A 22,590-nucleotide genomic window follows, 5' to 3' on the forward strand; every position below is an offset into this window, starting at 1 on the left:
TTTTCTATCAGCTTGTCTTTATAGCTCTTCAATCAGTTCTTGAGCTTCTGACTTGTCTTGCTCAGCTTGTCCAAAGCCTCTTAGACCAACCACATGAACATGTTCATGGTCTTTAAATACTTTACGTACTAGCTTGTAAGTGGTGCCCTTCTCTGGGCTGATGTTTTCTGGCGCCGCAATCAATAATTGCATATCCAGACGGTCACACAGTTCAAACAGAGTCGAAATTGACTTAGCATCCAAACGCGCCGCCTCATCGAGGAACAACAGTCGACAAGGAACAATGTCTTTACTGCGTAGACGACGAGATTCTTCTTCCCAGCTCTGAACAACCATCAGAAGAATCGACTGACCAGTACCGATCGCTTCACCCGTAGACAACGCACCAGATTCCGCTTGTAGCCAACCATCTGAACCACGGCAGACTTCAACACTCAACTCTAGGTAGTTACGGTAGTCCAGCAGCTCTTCACCCAGAACTTGAGGGCTGCGTTGCCCCATATCAATATGTGGGTTAACGCGCTGGAACAATTTCGCCATCGCTTCTGAGAAGGTATAACGAGAAGTCTCAAACAAGTCTTTGTGTTGCTCTTGCTGTGAAGCTAGACCATGAAGCAAAATTTCGTGGCTTTCACGAATCTTCACATTCAAACGAACACCTTTTACCTGACCAAAGGCAATGTTCGACAAGCCTTGGTTTAGCATGCGGATGCGGTTTTGCTCACGCTGAATCGTTTTCTTGATGATGCTAGCGACAGATTCAGAACTAATCGCGAGGCGATTTTCACGTTGCGTCAGTTCTTCGGTCAATCGCGCCAGCTCTACTTCCATCTCTTCAATGGCCTCAACCGGGTCATCGGTATGGATGATATCCTGACGAATGCGTTCACGCAGATGCTGGTACACAGCGATATAGAACAATACCTTACGCTCAGGGCGTGCATTGTCTTCCGACAGACGCAGGGCATCACGTAAGTCATCGTTATCTGCCACCGCCAGACGTAACGCACCCAACGATTTATCCGACATCGAGCGTAGTTCATCCGCTGACATATAAGCAAGCTCACGTTTATGCAGACGACGTTCGACATCGTTTTCACGTGCTAAGCGCAGTACTGAGCACCAACCTGCTTTCGCTGCAACCACAAAGGTGCGCAGCTCAATGTACTCTTTCTGAACCTTCTTAAGACGTTTTGCCAGACCTTTCATTTCCAGCTCAGTCGACGTGATGGTACGCTCGTATTCACTCTTACGACTGCGTGACGTATGCAGACGTTCCTGCAACTCGTCTCGACGACGCATGGCGCGCTCTTGTGCACCTTCGTCTGCAGTAACACCAAACTCTTGAAGCTCTTGCTTAAATTCCTGAACCGTTTCCTGCTTAGCCTGATGAGAGCTCTTCAATGAAGCCAAGACTTGGTTGTACTGGTTCATCTGACCTTGAGATTGCTTCAGTTCGTCACGAGAACGCGTGCGCTGCCTCTCTGCTTCAACAAGCTTAGCTTTAAGCTGTTCACTCAGTTCACTGCTCTTGTTTAGCAAGTCCACAGAGTCAGAATAAGCAAAGTAATGGCGACGCTCCACCAAGTCAGACAACGCAAAGATCTGCTTCTTAAGTTCCTGTAACTGAACATCCGCTGCTTTATATTCGGCTTCCAGCGCATCGAATTGCTCAGGGTCAGCTTCAAGCGCTGAAGCAATTTTTTCCAGTTCAGAAACTGTTTTCGCGTGGCTGCTCAAAAATGCTTTTGCTTCAGACAGTTGAGCGATTTTTTCTTCAAGCTCTTCGAAACGCAGTGTCAGTGAATCATCTTCAATCAGCGCCATCATTGGTGCTAATTTATCCAGCGATGACAACGCCTGCTTACTTGCTAACAATTGAGAACGTTGCTGCTGCTCTTTGGCATCCAAATCTGCCAGTACTCGTGACACTTGGTTACGCTTCTCACGAGCCACTGTCAGCGATTGCTCCGGATCCGCTTCAAAAGCAACCTGAATGTGCTTAGCAACGAAGTTGTTGAATGCCTGATATAGACGCTGAAGTTTTTGCGAATCGAACGCAGCTTTCGCATGCTGTTCAACCACTTCTTCTCGTTCATTACGTAGCAGCTCTAAACGTTGTTCTCGCGCAGCACGTCCAAACAGAGGAATTTCTGGGAAGCGTGAGTAACGCATCTGGCGATCGTTCATGCGAACACAAACCGCCCCTTCCAGTTCTTCAGCATCAAATGAGCTGTCATCAAAGGCATCGATATCGCCTTCAATTATGTAAAGGTCTTCAGGACAATCGTCCAGCTCAACCAGCTTTTCTTCAATACCCGTTAAGTCAGACACCACAATCGCATGACGAGATGGACCGTACATCGCACTGAAATAAGGCGCATCGCCAATGGTGATATCGTCATAGATCTCTGAAAGCAGCACACCACCTAATGTATCAGCCAAGCCTTTCAGACGAGGATCATTGGAGCCACCCGGTGATGCTAACCGTTCAATTTCATTCTCTAAATGAGCACGGCGCTCAGCGAGCTTTTCTTTCGCCAATGACTGTTGCTTTTCTTGCTCCAGCACCACTTGCATCTGGGACATAACAGCTTGGCTGTCATACAGATCAGCACCACTTTGCTCTTTGAGCGTTTCCAACGCATCGTGAGCTGCAATCCAAGTTGGCGCAATGGCTTCAAGCTTTTCGATTTCGCTAGCAGAATCCTGCTCTAAGCGACGCTGTTCGCTGCGCTGCTCACGTACCTCTTCCTGAGCAATCTCAAGCGATTCAACCTGCATAGCGTGACGTTCACGCTCCTGCTCAAAGGTTAACTCATCAACGAGCTCAGCATGATGTTGCTTCTGATACGCGTCGACTAACTCACGGGCCTGACGTTGTTGATTGAGATTACGCTCTAGATCTCTGTGTTGCGCTCGCCATTGTTGTTCATTTTGTGCAATTTGCTCAGCATCTCGCGCTTGACGAATCGACTGCCTTGCGATTTCTGCGGCATTCTTACGTTCCACTGAGTCGCCAGCAATCTTACGAACCAAGGTAAGCGCCGTCTCAAACTGCTCAACGGCGGCTGAAGACATATCCAGTTTGTGTTTCACCAACAGCAAAGCTGCCGTGCTTTCTGATTCCTGATTTTTCAGCTCAGAGACCAACGAGTGCGCGCGCTCAGCAGTAAGGTCATCATCCTCCAGCAAGGTTTTGGCTTTCTCAAGCGCTTGAACTGCTTGTTGGTATTGAAGTGCACGGGTTTGCTGAACATCTAATGCTTGCTGATAATCCGCTAACTGAGTCTTAAGGCTGTCTACCTCTTCTTCCGCAACCGTCGCTTGCTCTTCCATCATCAGAACACGTTCTTGCGCTTCTTCAACGACCATCATCTGTTCTTCAAGTCGTTCGCTGAGCTCTTCAAGATCTTCTTTGTAACGCTCGATCTTTTCCTGCTGACGCAACGCATTCTGGACAAGCTGTAAGTGGTCGGAAGCCGCTTGATAATCCTGCTCTAGGGCAGATTCAGACTCCACCAGCAGTTCAAGCTCTTCTTGAACGCGATTAAGTAAATTGTTTTGCTCAACCAGTGTTTCACGCGAACCAAACAGTTCAGAGCGCAGAGATAGAGTCTGCTCAAGCTTGTTACGACGATCGTTTGCATGGCGCATGTAGTCAGCCGCCACGTAATTTGTCGATTCAGTGATCAGATGTTTAAACAGGTCTCGATCTGCTTGAGTGGTTTTGATCGCTTCAAGCGTCATGCGGTTTTCACGCAACGCCGATTCCATGTCTTGGAAAGCTTTCTTTACTCCGCCATTCTGAGGCAGTAGGTAATCGCGTAATGAGCGGGTAATCGCACTCGAAATACCACCGTACAGCGACGCTTCAATCAAGCGATAGAACTTAGAACGGTCACTGGAGTTACGCAATTTCTTAGGAATCACGCCAAATTCAAACATTTGTGCGTGGTATTCGACAATCGAATTGAAAGTCTTAAGCTGAACACCTTCGTATTGCGCGACTGACTCTTTGATTTCGTTGATCTGACGCACACGCGCCTGAGTCGCAGAAACACTTTCAATCAGGATATCTGTCGGCTTCACACTGCTTGGCAGCCCTTGAATCACGAACGGTTTGATATCCACTTTCTTATCGCGACCCGCGACCTGCTGCAGCTTAACCGCAAACAGTAAGCGCTGATTACGTGAGTTCACAACATCCAGTGCCGCATAACAGGCACCTGGTTGCAATTTACCGTAGAGGCCTTTGTCACGTGAAGACTGGCTACTGCCCGCCTCGGTCGTATTTCGGAAATGCAGCAGCGTCTGGTCAGGTATCAAGGCTGTAATGAATGCCGCCATTGTGGTTGATTTACCTGCACCATTACCCCCGGATAACGTGGTAACTAAGCCATCAATGTCAAAGGTTCGTGCAAAGAAGCCGTTCCAGTTGACCATGGTCAGCGATTGATATTTACCTCTTTCAATCATGCTTCACCTTCTTCTAATTTTTCTGATTGAGATGACTCATCACCTTGTTCTGATTCTGCCAGTAAGCTGCCTTGGCTTGGCTCTTTGGTATGCACAACTGCTTCACCATCACGGATCAAGCGTAACTGCGCTTCACGCATGTCGTCGCCCACACGGACATCAGCACCAAAGCGGAATACCGATTCACTGATACTGAATTTACCGGTTTCGCCAATGTTGATGATCATGCCCAGACGGCGTAAACGACGCAGAGAAGTGCGGACTTTTTCAAACAGTTTTTCTTTATCTAAATCTGAACCAGTCGCACGGTTGGTGACCAGCTTCATCAGCTTTTTCTCATCAGATAAAGCCAACAGCTCTTCATACAGTTCCTGATTGGTAAAGATTCCCTCGTGAGCTAGACGCTCTGGGCTTAGGTAGAGGAAACACAAGACCTTGCCCACCAGCATGTCGAGCTCAGACAACACACTGCGGTTAATCAGAGACGTAGAGCGAGGGCGAAGGTAAAAGAAACCTTCCGGTGCTTTGACCAGCTCAGTATTGTAACGCTGGTAAAATGAAGACAGCTCAACTTCAAAGTCAGACAGCAGCGCATGATTGTCGAGATCTTCGGTAGAAATATGACGTCCGGCACGAAGCATGCTGTCCAGCGCCGGGAAAAGTGGATTTGAAATCGCTTTTGCCAGATTTTCTGACATGTAATCATTAGTATCGGTCGATGACATTTGCTTGTACCTTTGCTCCGTATTCGTTAATTGCCTGCCAGTCTGGCTGAATCGCTTGATAATCCGATTCGGAGTAACCCAGACGTACTGCTTGATCAATGACGATACGAGCTAAATCGAAATGATGAGTGCGCGGATGCTGTGCTAGATAGTCGCGTAATACAGCTCCAAGATGGATAGCTGTACCCTGCTCTTTGTGTACTTTGAGCATGTCACCTATGCGCTCAGAAAGCTCATCATTCACTTGTTGGAATTCTTCATACTCCACTTCCAGAGGCACTTGTCCGGTCACTTCGTCATCTCGAAGAACCAATGCTTCATCGCGGAGATCGACTAACCTTTCTGCATCGGCATAAGTGAGATACCAAGGTGTATCGAAGTAATCTTTGACAGACTGACGCAAACGCGTGCTGAAGGCACGGTTCTTATCCATGTCAATTGCGGTGCGGATAAACTTATGGACGTGTCTGTCGTAACCAATCCATAAATCAATCGCTTGTTGGCCCCAGCTTGTGATGCGATCTAGTTTCATCTGTAAGCCAAACAAGGCCTCCTCAATAAATTCCAGTTCATCTTGTCCATAAACAATTTCCTGAATATCAAGGATTTGAGTTTGTAGCTCGTCGCTGGCCGCTTGTAATGTATCTTGCAGCTCGCGCAAGGTGCTAGACGTTTCAGATAATAACTCTTCACAGTTGTTGATCGCTTCACGCCAATCTTTGTTCAGTAGCTCAGCAATCTGCACTTTGACGGATTGTTGCTGCTCATCCATAACACGTTGGTTGAGATCAATTTGATCAAATATCTCACCCACGGAATATTTGAGCACGCCATAAACGTTCTTTTTCCAGTGCCCCGGCGTCCCGCCTTGCTGAGCAGATTCAATCGCTTTCGCCATTTCATCCGCCACCATCGACAACTGAATAGAGAGACGTAACTTCGAAAACTCACGATGGCGAACATAATAGTCCGTAATCCCAATCGCGAGCGGCGACAAGCGATAAATACTTGCGCCATCGTTCACTTCACTGGTAAAGCGGCTAATCAGCCTCTGCTTTACCATCTCATTAATTGCGTTGTTAGCCCGAAAAGCAGACGCTTCTCCGGTATCCTCAAATAATCGAGTGACGATAGTAAATGCGTCGTGCAATTCACCTTCACCCAATTCTTCATCAAACCTCTCATTGCTAAGCACTGCAATAGCGATGAGAAATGCGAGACGTTCAGTCGGCAGGTTTAATGAGAAATCGTGCTGCTTAACCCAGCCAACCAATTCATCAATAGGTTGCTCAGCAGCGTTGAGAGTCATCTCACTCATTATTATTCCTGTTCTTCTTTCTTTTTGGCCCATACATGTATGTATCGGCCTAGCGAGAGGTAGGGCTCTTGTCGACACAGCTGTCGCTCAAGTGCCACCACATCTTCTGTCTTATAGTCGCCCATGTATTCTCTGTTTCCGATGTAATCACTGAAACAGCGAATACCAGCTTTACCACAGATTTCAAAGCCAGCGTCTTCGATCCACTTGTAGACCTCTTCTGGTTTAAGCCCTTTCTGCGGCTGTAACTTAAATCGTTTTCGATGCGGCATGCCCTCTAATACATGAGGAATATTGCCACATACGACATTCTTGTAGACCAGACCATGATGGTTGTAGAACATGATGGAAGCTGCGCCCCCCGGTTTCACCTGCTCAAGCACCGTTTCTAAAGCGGGTTTAGGGTCTGCCAACCACTCCATCACAGCATGGAACATAACCACATCAACGGGCTGCTCCAGATGCTCTGCAATGTTCTGAACTGGCGAATGAATCAAGCGATACTGCTCAAGCAAGCCATTTTTTTCAATATCCTGCTTGGCTAGTTGCAGCATTTCCAAAGATAGATCACATAAAGCGACGCGATGTCCGAGTTTAGCCAGCTTTTGCGACATTTGTGCTAAACCACCGCCAGCATCCAGCACATCGAGGCTTTTCCTGCTACCATTAACCGCACAAAGTAGTTGTTCAAGTTCTTCCCAAACAATGACTTGGCGTATCTCTCCTTTATCGGAGCCGTAGATGTTTTTTGCAAATTTGTGGGCAATATCGTCGAAATTGCGGTCTTCAGTCACGGCGGCTTAGGTTATCATGTCGAATCGTGCTGCTATTCTGTCATAAGAAAGGCAGATATAAAGAGGGATTCTCTTAAATTAAAATCAATTGGTGTTTTTTCGGACTATTTAAGTATGTTTGAGCTGAAAAAAGTGGTGTCATCCCTTTTAATGCCTTTGCCAGCAATGCTGATCATCGGTTTTTTAGGTCTGATGCTGATTATGTTTACAAGGAAGCAAAAAACAGGCTGTTTTGTTGTTCTATTCTCTTTCATTGGCATTTTTCTCATTGCATTCCAGCCAGTTTCATCTCGTCTCCTGATGCCACTTGAGCGTCAGTATTCTGCATTTTTCCCTGTCGATGAGACGATCGACTACGTTATGGTCTTGGGCAGTGGTCATGTGGTGGATGATAAAATTCCGCCCACTTCTGAGCTTAGTCGCACCGGCCTGATGCGATTGGCAGAAGGTATTCGCATTATGCGCATCTATCCGGGGTCTAAATTGATCCTGTCTGGGTACGCCGGAGGGTCTGAAGTCAGTAACGCACGTATGATGGCGAAAGTGGCTCTAGCACTGGGGGTTTCAAAATCCGATATTATTTTGCTGGAAACCGCAAAAGATACGTGGGAAGAGGCAAGGCAAGCGGCGGCGTTTGTTAAACGCAAAAAACTGGTTGTGGTGACATCAGCCAGCCATATGAAACGCGCACTGAATGAATTCCATTCTGCGGGCCTTAAACCTTACCCTGCTCCGACTAACTATTTGGCGCACGATAAGGTGACACAGGCTTGGGCAAAATACGCACCTAAGGCAGTCTACCTAGAGCAAACAGAGCGCTATTGGCACGAAACATTAGGCCGTATCTGGCAATCTCTGCGTGATTGGGCATCCGATTACGAAGAGAAAGCAATACAAGCTTCCGATAGTAATGTTTAATTAAAAAAATACCGAGGGCATGCCTCGGTATTTTTTTGCTTATCTGTTTAGATCAATCACCCGCAAACATGTACCCTTCACCATGGACGGTAACAAAGATTTGTGGGTTCTTGGGGTCAAATTCCATCTTAGCGCGCATGCGTCGAATTAACACATCGATGGTGCGATCATTAGGTGCATCGACTCTGTGACTGATCATATTCAGGATACGTTCACGGCTCAGTACTTGATTCGGGTATGAGGAAAGGGCTACTAACAGCTCGTATTCGGCTTTGGTCAGTTTCACGGGTTCGCCATTTTTACTTAGAGCGCGACGCTGAACATCGAAAGTCCATTCCGCAAAACGTACCACATTGCCCTCATTTTTATTCTGCTCATTGACGTCGATGGCATTGCGAGCAGCGGCAATTCGCCACAATAGGTTTTTAACACGAACAAGCAGTTCACGAAGTTCGAACGGTTTGGTTACATAATCGTCTGCGCCCATTTCTAGACCTACGATTTTATCAATGCTATCCGTGCGTCCTGTTACCAGGATAATTCCAATATCCGACTGACTGCGAAGTTCGCGAGTGAGCATCAACCCATCTTCACCAGGAAGATTGATATCAAGCATCACTAAGTCAATCGCATGATTTTGTAGCGTGTCGCGCATTTGCTCGCCGCTTTCGGCTTCGCTGACCTGATAACCTTCATTTTGAAAGTACCCAACCAACTTGCTGCGAGTCACTGCGTCATCTTCAACTACTAATACGTGATAGCTCATTTACACCACTTAATTACACTTGGAATTGTCTTCACTTGTATTCTATTCATAATCAGTAACAATTCTAGTCTTTGTCCGCTTACTATCCAGAAACCTGAGTGTTTATTGATTCAAAACAAACCTAGTCTCTGGCGTTCATAACTTTCCATTTTTGCACTCAACCTGAAACAACCACCATTACCGCTATTCATTTTTATTCGTTAAACTAATAGGTAGAATTTTCAGGAGTCTGAACTAATGCAAGAAATCAAAGCATTCAACGAAAAACGTGCCGAAATATACTGGTGGCTGTCGAGCCTTTATGCCAAAGAGCTCACAGAAGATAACCTTCAGCAGTATCACTCAGCAGAGATCCGATCTTTCTTGACCGGACTTGGTGAAAACTCCCACCTTAAGCCAGCAATAGAGCGCGTAATTGACGCATTAAATCGACTGATGGATCGCGATGATGCACAACTGGAACTTGCCGCTGATTTCTGCGATTTGTTTCTAAAGTCAGATAAGGATTCCGCACTGCCTTACGCGTCAATGTACATTGGCAAGTCTGGCCTGCTCAATGATCAGCCTGCTACTGATATGGAAAAGCTGATGGCAGAGCATGGCATCGAGGTCGAAAAGGGACTTAATGAACCAGCTGACCATATCGCTATTGAGCTCGATTTCCTTGGCAATCTGATCATCCGTTCTAATGAGTTAGAGCAAGACCGACATATGGAAGAAGCGTTTTCAGAGCAAGAGCAGTTTATCCAGCAACAGCTCCTCAGTTGGATTCCACAATTTAGTAAAAAGTGTCAGGCGTTAGATGAGTTTGGATTTTATTCTGCAGTTTCATTGCTGTTGATCGCCTTTCTTGAGTTGGATTGTGCCTATCTGAAAGGCGAGTAACCATATAGTAATTGTGTGATACATAACTTATCACTGTTACGTTTTTTATTTGCTCTTCTGTTGTTTGCGGTCTAAAATCGTGACCGCAAACGATAAAAACGAATGAACTAGAGACAAACCGCTGAATACAGCGGTTTTTGTGTTTCTGATACTTTCTGCCAAATTATTCTACAATCTGAATATGCTTCCTGGCAGTCATCGACAGGACAGAACCTTATGGCCACTATAAAAGACGTGGCACGCTTAGCTGGCGTGTCTACTACAACCGTTTCTCACGTAATTAACAAAACTCGCTTTGTTGCTGAAGCGACTCAGGAAAAGGTAATGGAAGCCGTTACCGAACTGAATTACGCCCCCAGTGCTGTTGCCCGTAGCTTAAAGTGCAACAGTACACGCACCATTGGTATGCTTGTTACTCAATCTACCAATCTGTTCTTTTCTGAAGTCATCGATGGTGTTGAGAGCTACTGTTATCGTCAAGGCTACACTTTGATCTTGTGTAACACTGGTGGTATTTACGAAAAGCAACGCGACTACATTCGCATGCTGGCAGAAAAGCGTGTCGATGGCATTTTGGTTATGTGTTCTGACCTGACTGAAGAACTGAGCGAAATGCTGGACCGCCATAAAGACATCCCAAAAGTAGTTATGGACTGGGGCCCTGAGAGTTCTCAAGCCGATAAGATCATTGATAACTCAGAAGAAGGTGGCTACCTCGCGACGAAATACCTTATCGATAACGGTCACAAAGACATTGCTTGCTTAAGCGGACACTTTGAAAAGGCAGCTTGTCAGGAACGCATCCTAGGATTCCGTCGTGCAATGGATGAAGCGAATCTAACCGTGAAAGAAGATTGGATTCTTGAAGGTAACTTCGAATGTGATACTGCGGTATTAGCGGCAGACAAAATTGTCGCCATGGACGACAAGCCAACCGCAGTATTCTGCTTCAACGATACTATGGCACTTGGCTTAATGAGTCGTCTACAGCAGAAAGGTATTCGCGTACCTGAAGATATTTCTGTGATTGGTTACGATAACATTGAGCTTGCAGAGTACTTCTCACCACCGCTAACAACGGTTCACCAACCTAAACGTCGTGTTGGTAAAAACGCGTTTGAAATCCTTCTAGAGCGTATCAAGGACAAAGAACACGAAAAGCGTGTATTCGAAATGCACCCTGAAATTGTCGTGCGTGATACGGTGTACAACTTAAACAAATAGCATGCTCAATAGTCCGACTAATAACTCAATCTATTAGTCGGACATATCATTTTCACGCAATTTCCTTGAACCAAGATCACATTTGGTCAATAGAGATGTGATACTTACCTCAAATTTTATTTATCCTTAAAATGTTCGACTAATGCCACGAACAGGGCAAACCACTTCGAAAGAGTGGGACGCAAAGCTTCCGGCCTGACTCAGGAGACTGAAAGGTAGCGGGGTTGCCGATGGGCAAAAATGCAAACGATCCGTATCGTTTAAAACAGTACACTGTAATTGTTATCTAGAGCTAAGTAACTAACGTGTGAGTTTTATTTCGGTATGACACCTTACTGACACTTTATCTGCATTATTTTGCTATTCTCTCGGACCTGAATTTGGTGGCGTATAATAATATACACCGAGATAACACAGCATGGATAAACCAATACTTAAAGACTCGATGCGGCTTTTTGATCAGCTTGGTCGTATAAAATCGCGTTCGATGTTCGGCGGATTCGGAATCTTCGCAGACGACACAATGTTCGCATTGGTGGTCAACGATAAGCTTCACATCCGCGCGGATGACAAACTGGCTAGTCAATTCAAATCTGAAGGCTTAGAACCCTACGTTTATAAAAAACGAGGTTTTCCGGTCGTTACCAAATATTTCGCTTTAACTGACGATGTGGCTTCCTGCCCAACTCGTGCTCTCGCCCTCGCACAAAGTGCATTGGCGATAGCTAAGAAAGAGAAAACGTCGCAGGCTAAAACACGACCAAATCGCCTCAAAGACCTACCGAACCTCCGTCTGGCAACAGAACGAATGCTAAAGAAAGCAGGTATCGATAGCGTTGAAAACCTTGAAGAGGCAGGTTCAGTAGAAGCGTTTAGGGCCATTCAGGCAACGCACTCTGCTGAGGTCTCTCTTGAATTGCTATGGGCGCTTGAAGGGGCGATTAACGGAAAACACTGGTCAGTGATTCCACCAGAGCGACGACAAGAGCTGGTCAACAAACTCAACAACTGATCGACAAAATTGATGAAAAGCCAACCAATCGGGTTGGCTTTTTTATTGTTTGTGAAATTTAATCTTTGCCAAACGGTTCTTATTTGTTAACAATTTTTATTGAGTCGTAAGCCTGAGACTCGAAACAGAGGAAGTCGTTATGAATAAGAAACTTGTGTTGGGTGTCCTGCTGGTTGGCCTGATCGTTTTTCTCGGTATTAACTTTGGTCAATACCTCACCTTAGAAAACGCGAAAGCCCAACAAATAGCGCTTTCTGAATACATCAATAACAACTTTGTGCTTGCAGCCGTTACTTATTTCTTGGCTTACGTCGCCATTACCGCCTTTTCGATCCCTGGTGCAGCGGTGGTCACTCTACTCGGCGCAGCTTTGTTTGGTTTCTGGACCAGTCTACTACTTGTTTCTTTTGCCAGTACCATAGGTGCGACACTAGCCTTTTTGAGCAGTCGTTTCCTCTTGCGTGACTGGGTTCAGAGTAAGTTTGGCGACAAGCTGAATGCCATCAACCAAGGCGTTGAAAGAGACGGTGCTTTTTACTTATTTTCATTACGCCTGATCCCCGTATTCCCGTTTTTCCTGATCAACCTTCTAATGGGTCTAACACCACTTTCAACAGCGAGATTTTATCTCGTTAGCCAGTTAGGTATGCTGCCAGGCACTGCGGTGTATCTGAATGCAGGTACACAATTGGCACAAATTGACAGCTTGTCAGGAATCGTATCTCCGTCTGTCTTAGCCTCATTCGCACTACTAGGGCTTTTCCCTGTCATTGCTAAATGGGTAATGGCAAAAATTAAAGGCGCGCCTCAAGCACAAAATGGGAGCCCTTCTTGAAGATATTCACCGCCGATAACCCACCAGAAGCTCACATTGTTTGCGAGCTTCTTAAATCAAACCGCATTCCATGTGAAGTGCGAGGAGAAGGTATGTTTGGCTTGCAGGGTGAAGTCCCTTTCGGTGAAAACTCCCAACCCTATATATGGCTTCTCGATAGCAAGATGCATAATCAAGCCAGCGCTATCATTGAACAATATATGCAGCAAACACTGATTGGCTCAGAATGGCAATGTGAGGAATGCGGAGAAACTAACGAAGCACAATTCGCTATCTGCTGGCAGTGTGGTGCCGCTGGCCCTGCTTAATTGGTAATGGCTTGTTGTTTTATGAAGGCAATAGAGTGTTGATTAAATTCTTCTGGACGCTCTACGTTGCACACGTGGCCACAATCGGGAATTTCCAGTAGCGTACTCTTCTGGTGCGCTGCGACCATTTCTTTGACCGGGCGAATAAACATGTAGTCCCGTTCCCCCATTAGATACAATGTAGGAATTGGCAATTCACGCTCTTTAAAGTATCGCATCATCGGATTCACATCAGCCGTGAGAATAAACCAACGTTTAAACTCTTTCTGGCATAGCTTCTTCGCTTCGCGGATAAACAGGTGACGAGATTCTTTTTGTGTACGCTGTGGCATGACGATATAAGCAAATAAGCTGTATAACCACATATAAGGCACGATGTGCTTACACAAGTTACCCAGCTTCACCAATACTTGTGAACGCGTGTTCAAACGCGTTACAGCGCCTCCCAGAACCATAGATTTAACCCGACCCGTCGACATTTCTGCCAGATTTCTTACGATAATGGTTCCTAAAGACATACCAACGAAATGCGCTGATGTGATCTTCAAATGGTCCAAAACCTTGAGAATATCCGCCGTAACCGCTTTGAATGTATAGCGATTTGAGATCAGTTCTTTGATGAACGGGTTCGACTTGCCATGTCCACGAAGGTCCACCAACAATAAGTTAAAATGCTGTCGATAAGCCTTGATCTGCTTGAACCAGATAGATGAGCTGCCGCCTGCACCATGCACAAAAACCACCCACTCATTACTGGTTGGGTGCAAATATGTTTTATGGAAGAGAAGCGTTTCGCTCATATTCTCGCAATCAGTTAGGTCAATAATTTTGTGTCGGGCAGAGTACCACAAACTCTCAATATTTTAAGTCAGCTTATGCCAATTAAGCCCACAATTACCACAAATTAACCCTAAATTTAACTCAAAAAAGGCGCCATATAGGCGCCTTTTTTCATAGCAATTGTTATTAATCTAATGCACTGTGGTACAAACTCAAATACTCATCCGCCGCTTTGTTCCAGCAAAAATCTTGTTGCATCGCGTACAACTGAACACGCTTGAGTTCGCCGGGCTGCTGAGCGTACAACAACAATGAGCGTTGCAGCGTTAAAAGCAGCTCTTTGGGCTCTGGCAGTTCAAACACAAAGCCAGTTGCTGTCTCTGGGTCAGCGTCGTAATCGTTAACACTGTCTTTTAACCCTCCAACACCCCGAACAATCGGCAATGTGCCATAAGCCATGCTGTAGATCTGATTTAAGCCACAAGGTTCAAACTCTGATGGCATTAGGAAGAAATCAGATCCAGCTTCCACCAGATGAGCTAATTCGTTGTCGTAGGCCTCTATGAACTTGAATTTATCACTGTGCAAAGCTTCGATATCTTTAAGCTTAGATGCCAGCACAGGGTCACCTGTACCGACAATGACCAGCTGAACCTCATAACGCAAAAACTGGTCGAGTATCGGCAGTAAGTAATGGACACCTTTCTGGTTCGTCAGGCGACATACCATGCCATACACTGCGCCGTCATTTTCCGCTAAGCCAACGCGCTCCTGAAGAGCCCGCTTACAGGCTTTTTTGCCGCGCACCATACTTTGACGATTCGCCTTGTAATTGGTTGGCAAGTAATGATCAGTCTCCGGATTCCAAGCAGAATAGTCACAGCCGTTCAATATACCAACTAAGTCGCCTTCTCGCTGTTTGAACTCAGCAGCCATACCATGGCTACCTAGTTCTGTTTTGAGCTCTTCTGCATAAGTTGGGCTGACTGCATTGATCTTGTCAGCATTCATCACACCCGCTTTTAACATGGTTACGTGTGTTGAGCTTACTGCCGCGTCCGGTGCGTAGCGAGTATGCATTTCAGGCAAAACCTGAAGCTCCTCGTAGCTGAATACACCTTTAAATACCGCATTGTGCACAGACAGAATACTTCTGGTTTGGGCAAAAAAGTCTGTGCGGCCATATCGGTGTTTGAGCAGATAAGGAACAAATCCCGTATGCCAGTCGTTAGCGTGAATAATATCCGGTTGGAAACCCAGCTTAGGCAACATATCCAGACAGGCAGCACTAAAGAAAGCGAAACGCTCACCATTGTCGCTGTATGCCTGATTGTTTTCGGCATACATCTCTGGGCGGTCAAAGTACTTAGGACAATCAATCGCGTAGACTTTTAAGCCTGCAACGTGCAGCTCCCGAACCAAATACTCAGTATGAGGCCAGTGCTCTAGTGTCGTCTTCAACACCACTGGAGCTGATGTGACTTGAGGTATTTTTTGATAAGCAGGTAATGTTACTCGTACATCTTGATTAAGTTTGAGGAGAGCCTCGGGTAGCGCCTTGGCCACGTCGGCCAAGCCACCACTCTTGATGAGTCCTTCAACTTCCGATGCTACAAACAGAATAGATAAATTCTTAGTAGCCAATTCGTGCTCCTTTAGGAATGACAACAATGCCATCGTCAGAGACGTGGAAGTGCTTTTTGTCTTCCATGAGGTTCACACCAATTTGCGTACCAGGTGCAATATCTGCGTCTTTGTCGATGATGACGCGACGTAGTACACAACCCTCGCCTACTTTCACGTCGCCCAAAAGGATACTTTCGCTAATATCACACGCAGATGCAATATTACTGCGGAAACCTAGTACAGATTTTTCGATTCGTGAGCCACGAACATAACTGCCGTTACATACTAGACTGTCAATGATCTGCACACGGCCATTATCCGAGTCAGTAAATGTTGCAGGCGGTAGTGCTGGGTAAAATGTGTGAAGAGGCCACTTTCGGTTATAGAGAGAGAATGGAGCGTCTTTCTCAAGCAAGTCCATGTGTGCTTGCCAGTAGGCGTCAATCGTACCGACATCACGCCAATAAACTTCTTCTTTCTCGCCAGTAATTCTGTTGGTACTGAAATCATAAACAAACACATCACCACGCGGGAACATTTTCGGAATGATGTCTTTGCCGAAATCGTGAGAAGAGTCTGGGTTATCCGCGTCTTCAATCAGTTCAGCAAACAGTGGTTGGGCTTCAAATACATAGTTACCCATTGAAACCAACGCATGTTGAGGATCACCAGGAATCGGCTTAGGCTGCGCAGGCTTCTCTTCAAAGCCGATCATTCGTCCATCTTCATCTACTTCAATAACACCGAACTGAGAAGCCTCAGACAGCGGCATACGCAATGCCGAAACCGTCAGTGATGCTTGTTTTTCTTTATGAAAATCGAGCATCTGTTTGATGTCCATTTTATAGATATGGTCAGAACCAAAGATGCACACTTGATCGGGCTCAGCCAACTCCATAAAACGTAAGTTCTGATAGATCGCATCCGCCGTGCCTTCATACCAGCGTTTACCAGTACGCATCTGCGCAGGGATTGGGTCGATGAATCGATCGGTGATGCCGCTGATATTCCAGCCTTTCTTAAGGTGATGGAACAGGGATTGGGATTTAAACTGAGTCAACACATAGATGCGCATCAAATCAGCATTAACGAAGTTGTTTAAAGCGAAATCAATAAGACGGTAACTACCGCCAAAAGGAACCGAGGGCTTGCTGCGAGACTCTGTCAACGGACGAAGGCGTGAACCTTCACCACCAGCAAGGATCATTCCTAAAACACCAGCCATTATTTATTCTCCATAATAATTTTTTAATTGCAGATAAGTTTCTATTTCGGGGGCTTATCTTTGTCTTCCTAGTTGCTAGTCTGATTTCACGCAGACATACGATATGGAATGCTTAGCCTGTTTTTCGAACATAAATCCATTTTATGTTTCGTCTAATAGTTATAATTCTTTGTGCACAGGGTTTACTATAAATTACCGTATTTCGTTAAATTTACAATTTAAAAGATGCTATACCTTGAACGTGACGAAGTTTACTTTGCGCTGCCCTGAAGCAGCTCACAGAATCACGGACTTTTAACACAAGTCGTTAACACGACACCTACAAAGTGGTGACTTTGGTCGCAGTTCGAAACTTATTGCCAAGATGATATGACGACCAGATGGCAGTTTCATGAATTGCTCAATCCCAATGCCAGCCCATTAAACTGAACATCGTCCTTCAATTGTCAACGGATAATAAAAAAGCAGCCTAAAATGGCTGCTTTTTTCAACGTGGAGCAATGGCTTTATTTCGCGGACTTCTTACGCTTATCGGTAATTTCCCACTTTCCATCAATGTACAGCGCCGTGTAGCCTGATGGCTTACCATCAACCTCTGAGCGAACATAGTTCTCTTTCGATTTACGGCTGAAACGCACTACCATAGGAAGACCGTCTGGATCTTTTTCAGGTGCCGTTGCCAGATAATGGAATTTCGGAGAAATACGATCTTTGAATCGAACCAACTCTTCCACTAGAGGAGCACGAGTTTCACGCGATTTAGGGAAAGTGCTTGCTGCCAAGAACAAACCAGAAGCACCATCACGCAATACAAAGTATGCATCTGAGTTTTCACACGGTAACTCAGGAAGATGAACTGGGTCTTCTTTAGGCGGTGCAACTTCACCGTTTTTAAGGATTTTGCGCGTGTTCTTACATGTCTCGCTAGTACAGTCCATGTATTTACCAAAGCGACCGTTCTTCAGAACCATGTCACTGCCGCACTTATCACACTCAACGACAGGGCCATCGTACCCTTTCACCTTGTATTCGCCATGCTCAACAATGTAGCCATCACAGTTAGGGTTGTTACCACACACGTGTAGCTTACGCTTATCGTCGATCAGGTAGGCGTCCATTGCAGTTTCACAAATCGGACAACGCTTCTTCGCACGAAGTGCTGCTGTTTCAACGTCTTCTTCTAAAACGTTAATGATGCCTTCTTCGTCACCCAAGTTGATAGTGGTCTTACAGCGCTCTTTTGGTGGCAGTGCGTAACCTGAACAGCCAAGGAATACACCTGTCGATGCCGTTCGGATACCCATTTCGCGAGAACAAGTTGGACACTCGATATCGGTGTAGACGATATGGTTTGGCTTCATGCCACCATGATCTTCGTCCTGCTCCGCTTTTTCCAGATCTCCGGTAAAGTCACCAAAGAAGTTATCCAGAACCTTCTTCCAGTTCGCTTCACCTTCAGCAATTTGGTCAAGCTTTTCTTCCATGCGAGACGTAAACTCATAGTTCATCAACTCATGGAAGCTATCGTCTAAGCGATCCGTTACGATTTCACCCATTTTTTCGGCGTAGAATCGACGTTGTTCAACTTTAACGTAACCACGATCCTGAATGGTCGAGATGATTGACGCATACGTTGACGGACGGCCAATGCCTCGCTTCTCAAGCTCTTTAACCAAAGCCGCTTCAGTGAAACGCGCAGGTGGTTTGGTAAAGTGCTGTTTAGGATCTAATTGAATCAAATCAACTTTGTCACCAACCTGAACGGCAGGCAGGATCTGGTCTTCATTCTTACCTAATGGACGCTGAACACGAGTCCAACCATCAAACTTAAGAATGCGACCTTTCGCTTTCAGCGTGTACTCAGCAGCTTTGACGCTCACTGTTGTAGAATCGTACTTCGCAGGTGTCATCTGACACGCGACAAACTGATTCCAGATCAGTGAATACAGTTTATGCGCATCCGCTTCCATGCCTTTCAGATCGTCAGCTTTAACCGCCACATCTGATGGTCGGATCGCTTCGTGCGCTTCCTGTGCACCTTCTTTGCTGCCATACACATTAGGTTTAGCCGGAAGGTAAGCATCACCGTACTCATCGCCAATGAATCCACGAACCGTTTCTACGGCTTCAGCACTCAAGTTCGTTGAGTCGGTACGCATATACGTGATGTAACCCGCTTCATACAGACGCTGAGCTAACATCATTGTTTTCTTAACTCCGTAACCTAAACGAGTACTGGCTGCCTGCTGAAGCGTTGATGTAATGAACGGAGCGGACGGTTTGCTCGACGTTGGGCGGTCTTCACGTTTGCACACTTCGTACGCAGCTTTTTCCAGTACAGCAATTGCTGACTGCGTCTCAGCTTCGTTGGATGGCTTAAATGCCACACCATCTTTCTGTGCAACCTGAAGACGAAAATCAGTTTTGTTGGCCGTTTTGGTATCCGCGTGAATATCCCAGAACTCCTCTGGAACAAACGCTTTGATTTCACGCTCGCGCTCAACCAATAGTTTTACCGCGACCGATTGTACACGGCCGGCAGACAGGCCACGCGCGACCTTTTTCCACAATAGTGGAGAGACCATAAAGCCCACAACACGGTCCATAAAACGGCGCGCCTGCTGGGCATTAACGCCATCCATACTGAGCTCACCCGGTTTCTGGAAAGCCTGTTGAATCGCGTTCTTAGTAATTTCGTTAAATACAACTCGTTTGTATCGCTCTTCATCGCCACCGATGATCTCACGAAGGTGCCAAGCGATAGCCTCTCCCTCGCGATCCAAATCGGTTGCGAGATAGACGCTATCTGCGTCTTTCGCGAGCTTCTGTAGCTCAGCAACCACTTTTTCTTTACCAGGCAAGACCTGATAATTCGCTTCCCAGCCGTTAAATGGGTCGATGCCCATTTTTTTGATCAGCGCTTTGCGGTCTTTTTCTTTCTTGATTCGAGCTTTCTCTTCAACACTCAAACCTTTCGTAGAGACAGCCGCTGCCTTCTGGCCGGTACTCTGACCTGCGGTAGGTAGATCGCGTACGTGACCCACACTGGACTTAACAATAAAGTCCTTACCTAAATACTTATTGATGGTTTTAGCCTTAGCCGGCGACTCCACAATAACGAGTGACTTACCCATATTGACTCAAGTGTCCTTAATATGATTCCGGCGATTTAACGCACGACATACTTAATATATTGCTTCTTTTTTTACTATTGAGCGAGAAACCAAGAAGATCAATATCTTTTTTTAAATTCAACATTGACTGGTCGACAATTCGACGAATGGTAATTGTCTCGATGCTTAGAAAGTGCCACATACTAAACGTGGCAAAGATGCTTCCGCTAGTACAACAAAAAAATTTTTGCCTTCGGTCACAAAACCCATCGCATTGCCCGTTTAACATTGGGACAAGCTAGATTGATCTGACGCAATTGCTTTCGTTATTAACCCTTCTACAATCCCCTCTATTATATAAACGCGTTGATAAGCGAGTGATAAATATGAGCGAGAAGAAAGTCATTTCCAAATTCGAATTGTTGCTGATAGCCAACCACATCATTCAGGAGCATGAAGACTATGTTGAAGGAATGCGAGCAAACAGCGTCGAAGAAAAAGATGAAGTTTTAGTATTCAAAGGAAATTACTTTTTGGATGATGCAGGTCTGCCAACAGCAAACACTACCGCTGTATTTAATATGTTCAAATACTTAGCGCATCAACTGTCGAAAGAATTTACCTTAGAAGATTAGACAGCAGAATAAAACCCTGATGACGAGCATCAGGGTTCATTATGTTAGCAGCTCAGTGAAGCCAGCTTGTCAAAGTAATCAGGGAAGGTCTTTGACGTACATTTCGGGTCATTGATCGTTACAGGTGTATCACTCAACGCAACCAGAGAAAAACACATCGCCATACGATGATCATCATAGGTATCAATAGCCGCATGAGTTAGCTGTTGAGGTGGTGTCACAACGATGTAATCTTCGCCTTCTTCCACTTCTGCGCCTACTTTGCGCAACTCTGTTGCCATCGCCGCTAAACGATCAGTTTCTTTCACTCGCCAGTTGTAGACATTACGGATCGCCGTTGTGCCTTTAGCGAACAGTGCGGTAGTAGCAATTGTCATTGCCGCATCAGGGATATGGTTGAAATCCATATCAACCGCATTCAGTTCGCCAACACGAGAGATAACGTAGTCGTCACCCCATTCGATTTCAGCACCCATCTTTTCTAGCGCATCAGCAAATTGGATATCACCCTGGATGCTCTTCTTACCAATCCCTGTTACTTTAATTTCGCCACCCTTAATAGCAGCAGCAGCCAGGAAATAAGAAGCAGAAGAGGCGTCGCCTTCGACAAGAAAATCACCCGGAGCAACGTAAGGCTGACCTTTACGGATGACAAATTCCTGGTAGTCATTGTTCTCTACTTCAACACCGAACTGCGACATGATGTGCAGAGTAATATCGATGTATGGCTTCGACACCAACTCACCAACGATTCTAATGATTACATCGTCTTGTGCCAGCGGCGCAGACATCAAGAATGCCGTCAGGAATTGACTTGAGATCGAACCGTCAATTTCAACCGTACCGCCCTTTAGGCCCGTTCCTTTAATTTTCAGTGGAGGAAAGTCTTCATTTTCTAGGTATTCAACGTCAGCACCAGCCTGACGAAGGGCTTCAACTAGGTGGCCTATCGGGCGCTCTTTCATACGAGGCTCGCCCGTCAGAACATACTCTCCGCTACCCAGACATAAAGCAGCAGCGAGAGGTCGCATTGCCGTACCCGCATTACCTAAGAAGAGCTCTAATGCTTCCGGAGCATCAAAGGCTTTACCTAGCCCTTCCACTTCGCAAACCGTTTTGTCTTGCGACAACGTATAATTCACACCAAGTTGAGTCAGTGCATTCAGCATATGGCGAATGTCGTCACTGTCTAGAAGGTTAGTTAGACGAGTCGTCCCTTTAGCGAGTGCTGCTAGCAATAACGCACGGTTAGAAACGCTCTTAGAACCGGGTAAGTTGACCTCACCATTGACTTTGTTGATAGGTTGTAACGTAAGGCTTTCCATTAAATTCAGTTATTCCTTGATCGCTTTGCCTTCCTAAGCAAGCGATGAAAAATTCTTCGTAGTTGCAGCCTATCTAAAATCGACATCTAAAACTAGACCAAAATCACAATTAGTCGTGATCTTTTATTTGGCTTATGCAATAGCAATACACAGGGCGAATCAATACTCTTTATCAACTCTAACACCGTTATCGAAATACAGGATTCGTATCTTGTCGCCCCGCTCAAACAACATAGTGTTGTCGACATCCTGAATGACATCGATCAGCTTATCGTCGTCCGTTTTTATCAACAATTCGACCAGCTTGTACTCCACTTTATATTCTTGATTAGCGCGATTGTGTGCAATGCCTGCTCCTGCCACAGCGCCAACGCCAGTGGCGACTTGTTTACCGGTCCCACCACCAAATTGATTGCCGATAACGCCGCCCACGACAGCACCAAGCAGCGTTTCCCAGCCAGAAGATTCAGCTTTAACAATATCTTGTTGAGTGAGATAGCGAACGGAATCAACTTCACCAAACACGACTTGATTCACAGGTCTGGCTTGATTTCTCTCATATGCTGCATTGGCAACGAGCGGAAAAATGAATAAGATCCAAAGCCATTTTTTCATCATAGTT

At 45.8% G+C, this 22,590-nt stretch carries 18 protein-coding genes and 1 riboswitch; of the genes, 7 read left to right on the forward strand and 11 right to left on the reverse strand.

The genetic code is table 11. The features are described 5' to 3' along the window. Nucleotides 1-18 precede the first annotated feature (18 nt). The 4 genes from mukB to cmoM are packed head-to-tail and all read right to left on the reverse strand — an operon-like array spanning nucleotide 19 to nucleotide 7,316. Nucleotides 19-4,479: a chromosome partition protein MukB gene (mukB, locus tag IX95_RS00830; protein WP_038156043.1), complete on the reverse strand. Its 4,461-nt coding sequence runs from the start codon at nucleotides 4,477-4,479 to the stop codon at nucleotides 19-21. Further along, nucleotides 4,476-5,204 carry a chromosome partition protein MukE gene (gene mukE, locus IX95_RS00835; RefSeq protein WP_006962903.1) on the reverse strand — a complete coding sequence of 243 codons (729 nt, stop codon included), beginning with the start codon at nucleotides 5,202-5,204 and terminating at the stop codon, nucleotides 4,476-4,478. The genes mukB and mukE overlap by 4 nt, the downstream gene beginning before the upstream one ends. Beyond that, entirely contained in the window at nucleotides 5,185-6,522 is a 1,338-nt protein-coding gene (mukF, locus tag IX95_RS00840) for a chromosome partition protein MukF (RefSeq protein WP_006962904.1), read from the reverse strand. The genes mukE and mukF overlap by 20 nt, the downstream gene beginning before the upstream one ends. Nucleotides 6,523-6,524: 2 nt before the next feature. Then, nucleotides 6,525-7,316 carry a tRNA uridine 5-oxyacetic acid(34) methyltransferase CmoM gene (gene cmoM / locus IX95_RS00845; protein ID WP_038156044.1) on the reverse strand — a complete coding sequence of 264 codons (792 nt, stop codon included), beginning with the start codon at nucleotides 7,314-7,316 and terminating at the stop codon, nucleotides 6,525-6,527. 114 nt (nucleotides 7,317-7,430) lie between these two features. Between cmoM and elyC the strand changes: the two genes are divergently transcribed. After that, nucleotides 7,431-8,234 carry an envelope biogenesis factor ElyC gene (elyC, locus tag IX95_RS00850; protein WP_019277755.1) on the forward strand — a complete coding sequence of 268 codons (804 nt, stop codon included), beginning with the start codon at nucleotides 7,431-7,433 and terminating at the stop codon, nucleotides 8,232-8,234. A gap of 52 nt (nucleotides 8,235-8,286) precedes the next feature. On the opposite strand, the gene torR is transcribed toward elyC, so the two are convergent. Further along, nucleotides 8,287-9,000, reverse strand: coding sequence for a two-component system response regulator TorR (gene torR, locus IX95_RS00855; RefSeq protein ID WP_019277756.1), 714 nt, complete (start codon nucleotides 8,998-9,000; stop codon nucleotides 8,287-8,289). Between the two features lie 237 nt (nucleotides 9,001-9,237). Between torR and torD the strand changes: the two genes are divergently transcribed. From torD to IX95_RS00880, 5 genes are all read left to right on the forward strand, one after another. Further along, entirely contained in the window at nucleotides 9,238-9,885 is a 648-nt protein-coding gene (gene torD / locus IX95_RS00860) for a molecular chaperone TorD (RefSeq protein ID WP_006962908.1), read from the forward strand. Between the two features lie 216 nt (nucleotides 9,886-10,101). Next, the gene (gene purR, locus IX95_RS00865) at nucleotides 10,102-11,109 is read left to right on the forward strand and encodes an HTH-type transcriptional repressor PurR (protein WP_006962909.1); all 1,008 of its coding nucleotides are present in this window, start codon (nucleotides 10,102-10,104) and stop codon (nucleotides 11,107-11,109) included. 145 nt (nucleotides 11,110-11,254) lie between these two features. Further along, a riboswitch (cyclic di-GMP riboswitch) is annotated at nucleotides 11,255-11,341 on the forward strand. Between the two features lie 186 nt (nucleotides 11,342-11,527). Then, a complete protein-coding gene (locus tag IX95_RS00870) occupies nucleotides 11,528-12,121 on the forward strand; it encodes a TfoX/Sxy family DNA transformation protein (protein WP_006962910.1) in 594 nt (197 codons plus the stop codon). A gap of 139 nt (nucleotides 12,122-12,260) precedes the next feature. Continuing rightward, nucleotides 12,261-12,956: a TVP38/TMEM64 family protein gene (locus IX95_RS00875; RefSeq protein ID WP_006962911.1), complete on the forward strand. Its 696-nt coding sequence runs from the start codon at nucleotides 12,261-12,263 to the stop codon at nucleotides 12,954-12,956. Beyond that, on the forward strand, nucleotides 12,953-13,264 hold the full coding sequence (locus IX95_RS00880; protein ID WP_019277759.1) for a DUF7577 domain-containing protein: 312 nt from the start codon (nucleotides 12,953-12,955) through the stop codon (nucleotides 13,262-13,264). Before IX95_RS00875 ends, IX95_RS00880 begins: the two co-directional genes overlap by 4 nt. On the opposite strand, the gene IX95_RS00885 is transcribed toward IX95_RS00880, so the two are convergent. From IX95_RS00885 to topA, 4 genes are all read right to left on the reverse strand, one after another. Then, entirely contained in the window at nucleotides 13,261-14,064 is an 804-nt protein-coding gene (locus tag IX95_RS00885) for an alpha/beta fold hydrolase (RefSeq protein WP_006962913.1), read from the reverse strand. The two genes, IX95_RS00880 and IX95_RS00885, sit on opposite strands and share 4 nt — an antisense overlap. Nucleotides 14,065-14,230: 166 nt before the next feature. Further along, nucleotides 14,231-15,688 carry a glycogen synthase GlgA gene (gene glgA, locus IX95_RS00890; protein ID WP_038156045.1) on the reverse strand — a complete coding sequence of 486 codons (1,458 nt, stop codon included), beginning with the start codon at nucleotides 15,686-15,688 and terminating at the stop codon, nucleotides 14,231-14,233. Further along, nucleotides 15,678-16,895: a glucose-1-phosphate adenylyltransferase gene (glgC, locus tag IX95_RS00895; protein WP_038156046.1), complete on the reverse strand. Its 1,218-nt coding sequence runs from the start codon at nucleotides 16,893-16,895 to the stop codon at nucleotides 15,678-15,680. The genes glgA and glgC overlap by 11 nt, the downstream gene beginning before the upstream one ends. A gap of 506 nt (nucleotides 16,896-17,401) precedes the next feature. After that, nucleotides 17,402-20,029 carry a type I DNA topoisomerase gene (topA, locus tag IX95_RS00900; RefSeq protein ID WP_038156048.1) on the reverse strand — a complete coding sequence of 876 codons (2,628 nt, stop codon included), beginning with the start codon at nucleotides 20,027-20,029 and terminating at the stop codon, nucleotides 17,402-17,404. Nucleotides 20,030-20,394: 365 nt separating this feature from the next. On the opposite strand from topA, the gene IX95_RS00905 reads away from it, so the two are divergent. Next, nucleotides 20,395-20,643 carry a YciN family protein gene (locus IX95_RS00905; protein WP_038156051.1) on the forward strand — a complete coding sequence of 83 codons (249 nt, stop codon included), beginning with the start codon at nucleotides 20,395-20,397 and terminating at the stop codon, nucleotides 20,641-20,643. 44 nt (nucleotides 20,644-20,687) lie between these two features. Here the strand turns inward: IX95_RS00905 and aroA are convergent, their stop codons facing one another. Continuing rightward, nucleotides 20,688-21,968 (reverse strand): 3-phosphoshikimate 1-carboxyvinyltransferase, encoded by a 1,281-nt coding sequence (gene aroA, locus IX95_RS00910; protein WP_038156052.1) that lies wholly within the window; start codon nucleotides 21,966-21,968, stop codon nucleotides 20,688-20,690. Between the two features lie 159 nt (nucleotides 21,969-22,127). After that, nucleotides 22,128-22,583, reverse strand: coding sequence for a glycine zipper 2TM domain-containing protein (locus IX95_RS00915; protein ID WP_019277764.1), 456 nt, complete (start codon nucleotides 22,581-22,583; stop codon nucleotides 22,128-22,130). Between the last annotated feature and the right edge of the window lie 7 nt (nucleotides 22,584-22,590).

The sequence above is a fragment of the Vibrio sp. B183 genome (genome assembly GCF_000740665.1).
Lineage (GTDB): Bacteria > Pseudomonadota > Gammaproteobacteria > Enterobacterales > Vibrionaceae > Vibrio > Vibrio coralliilyticus.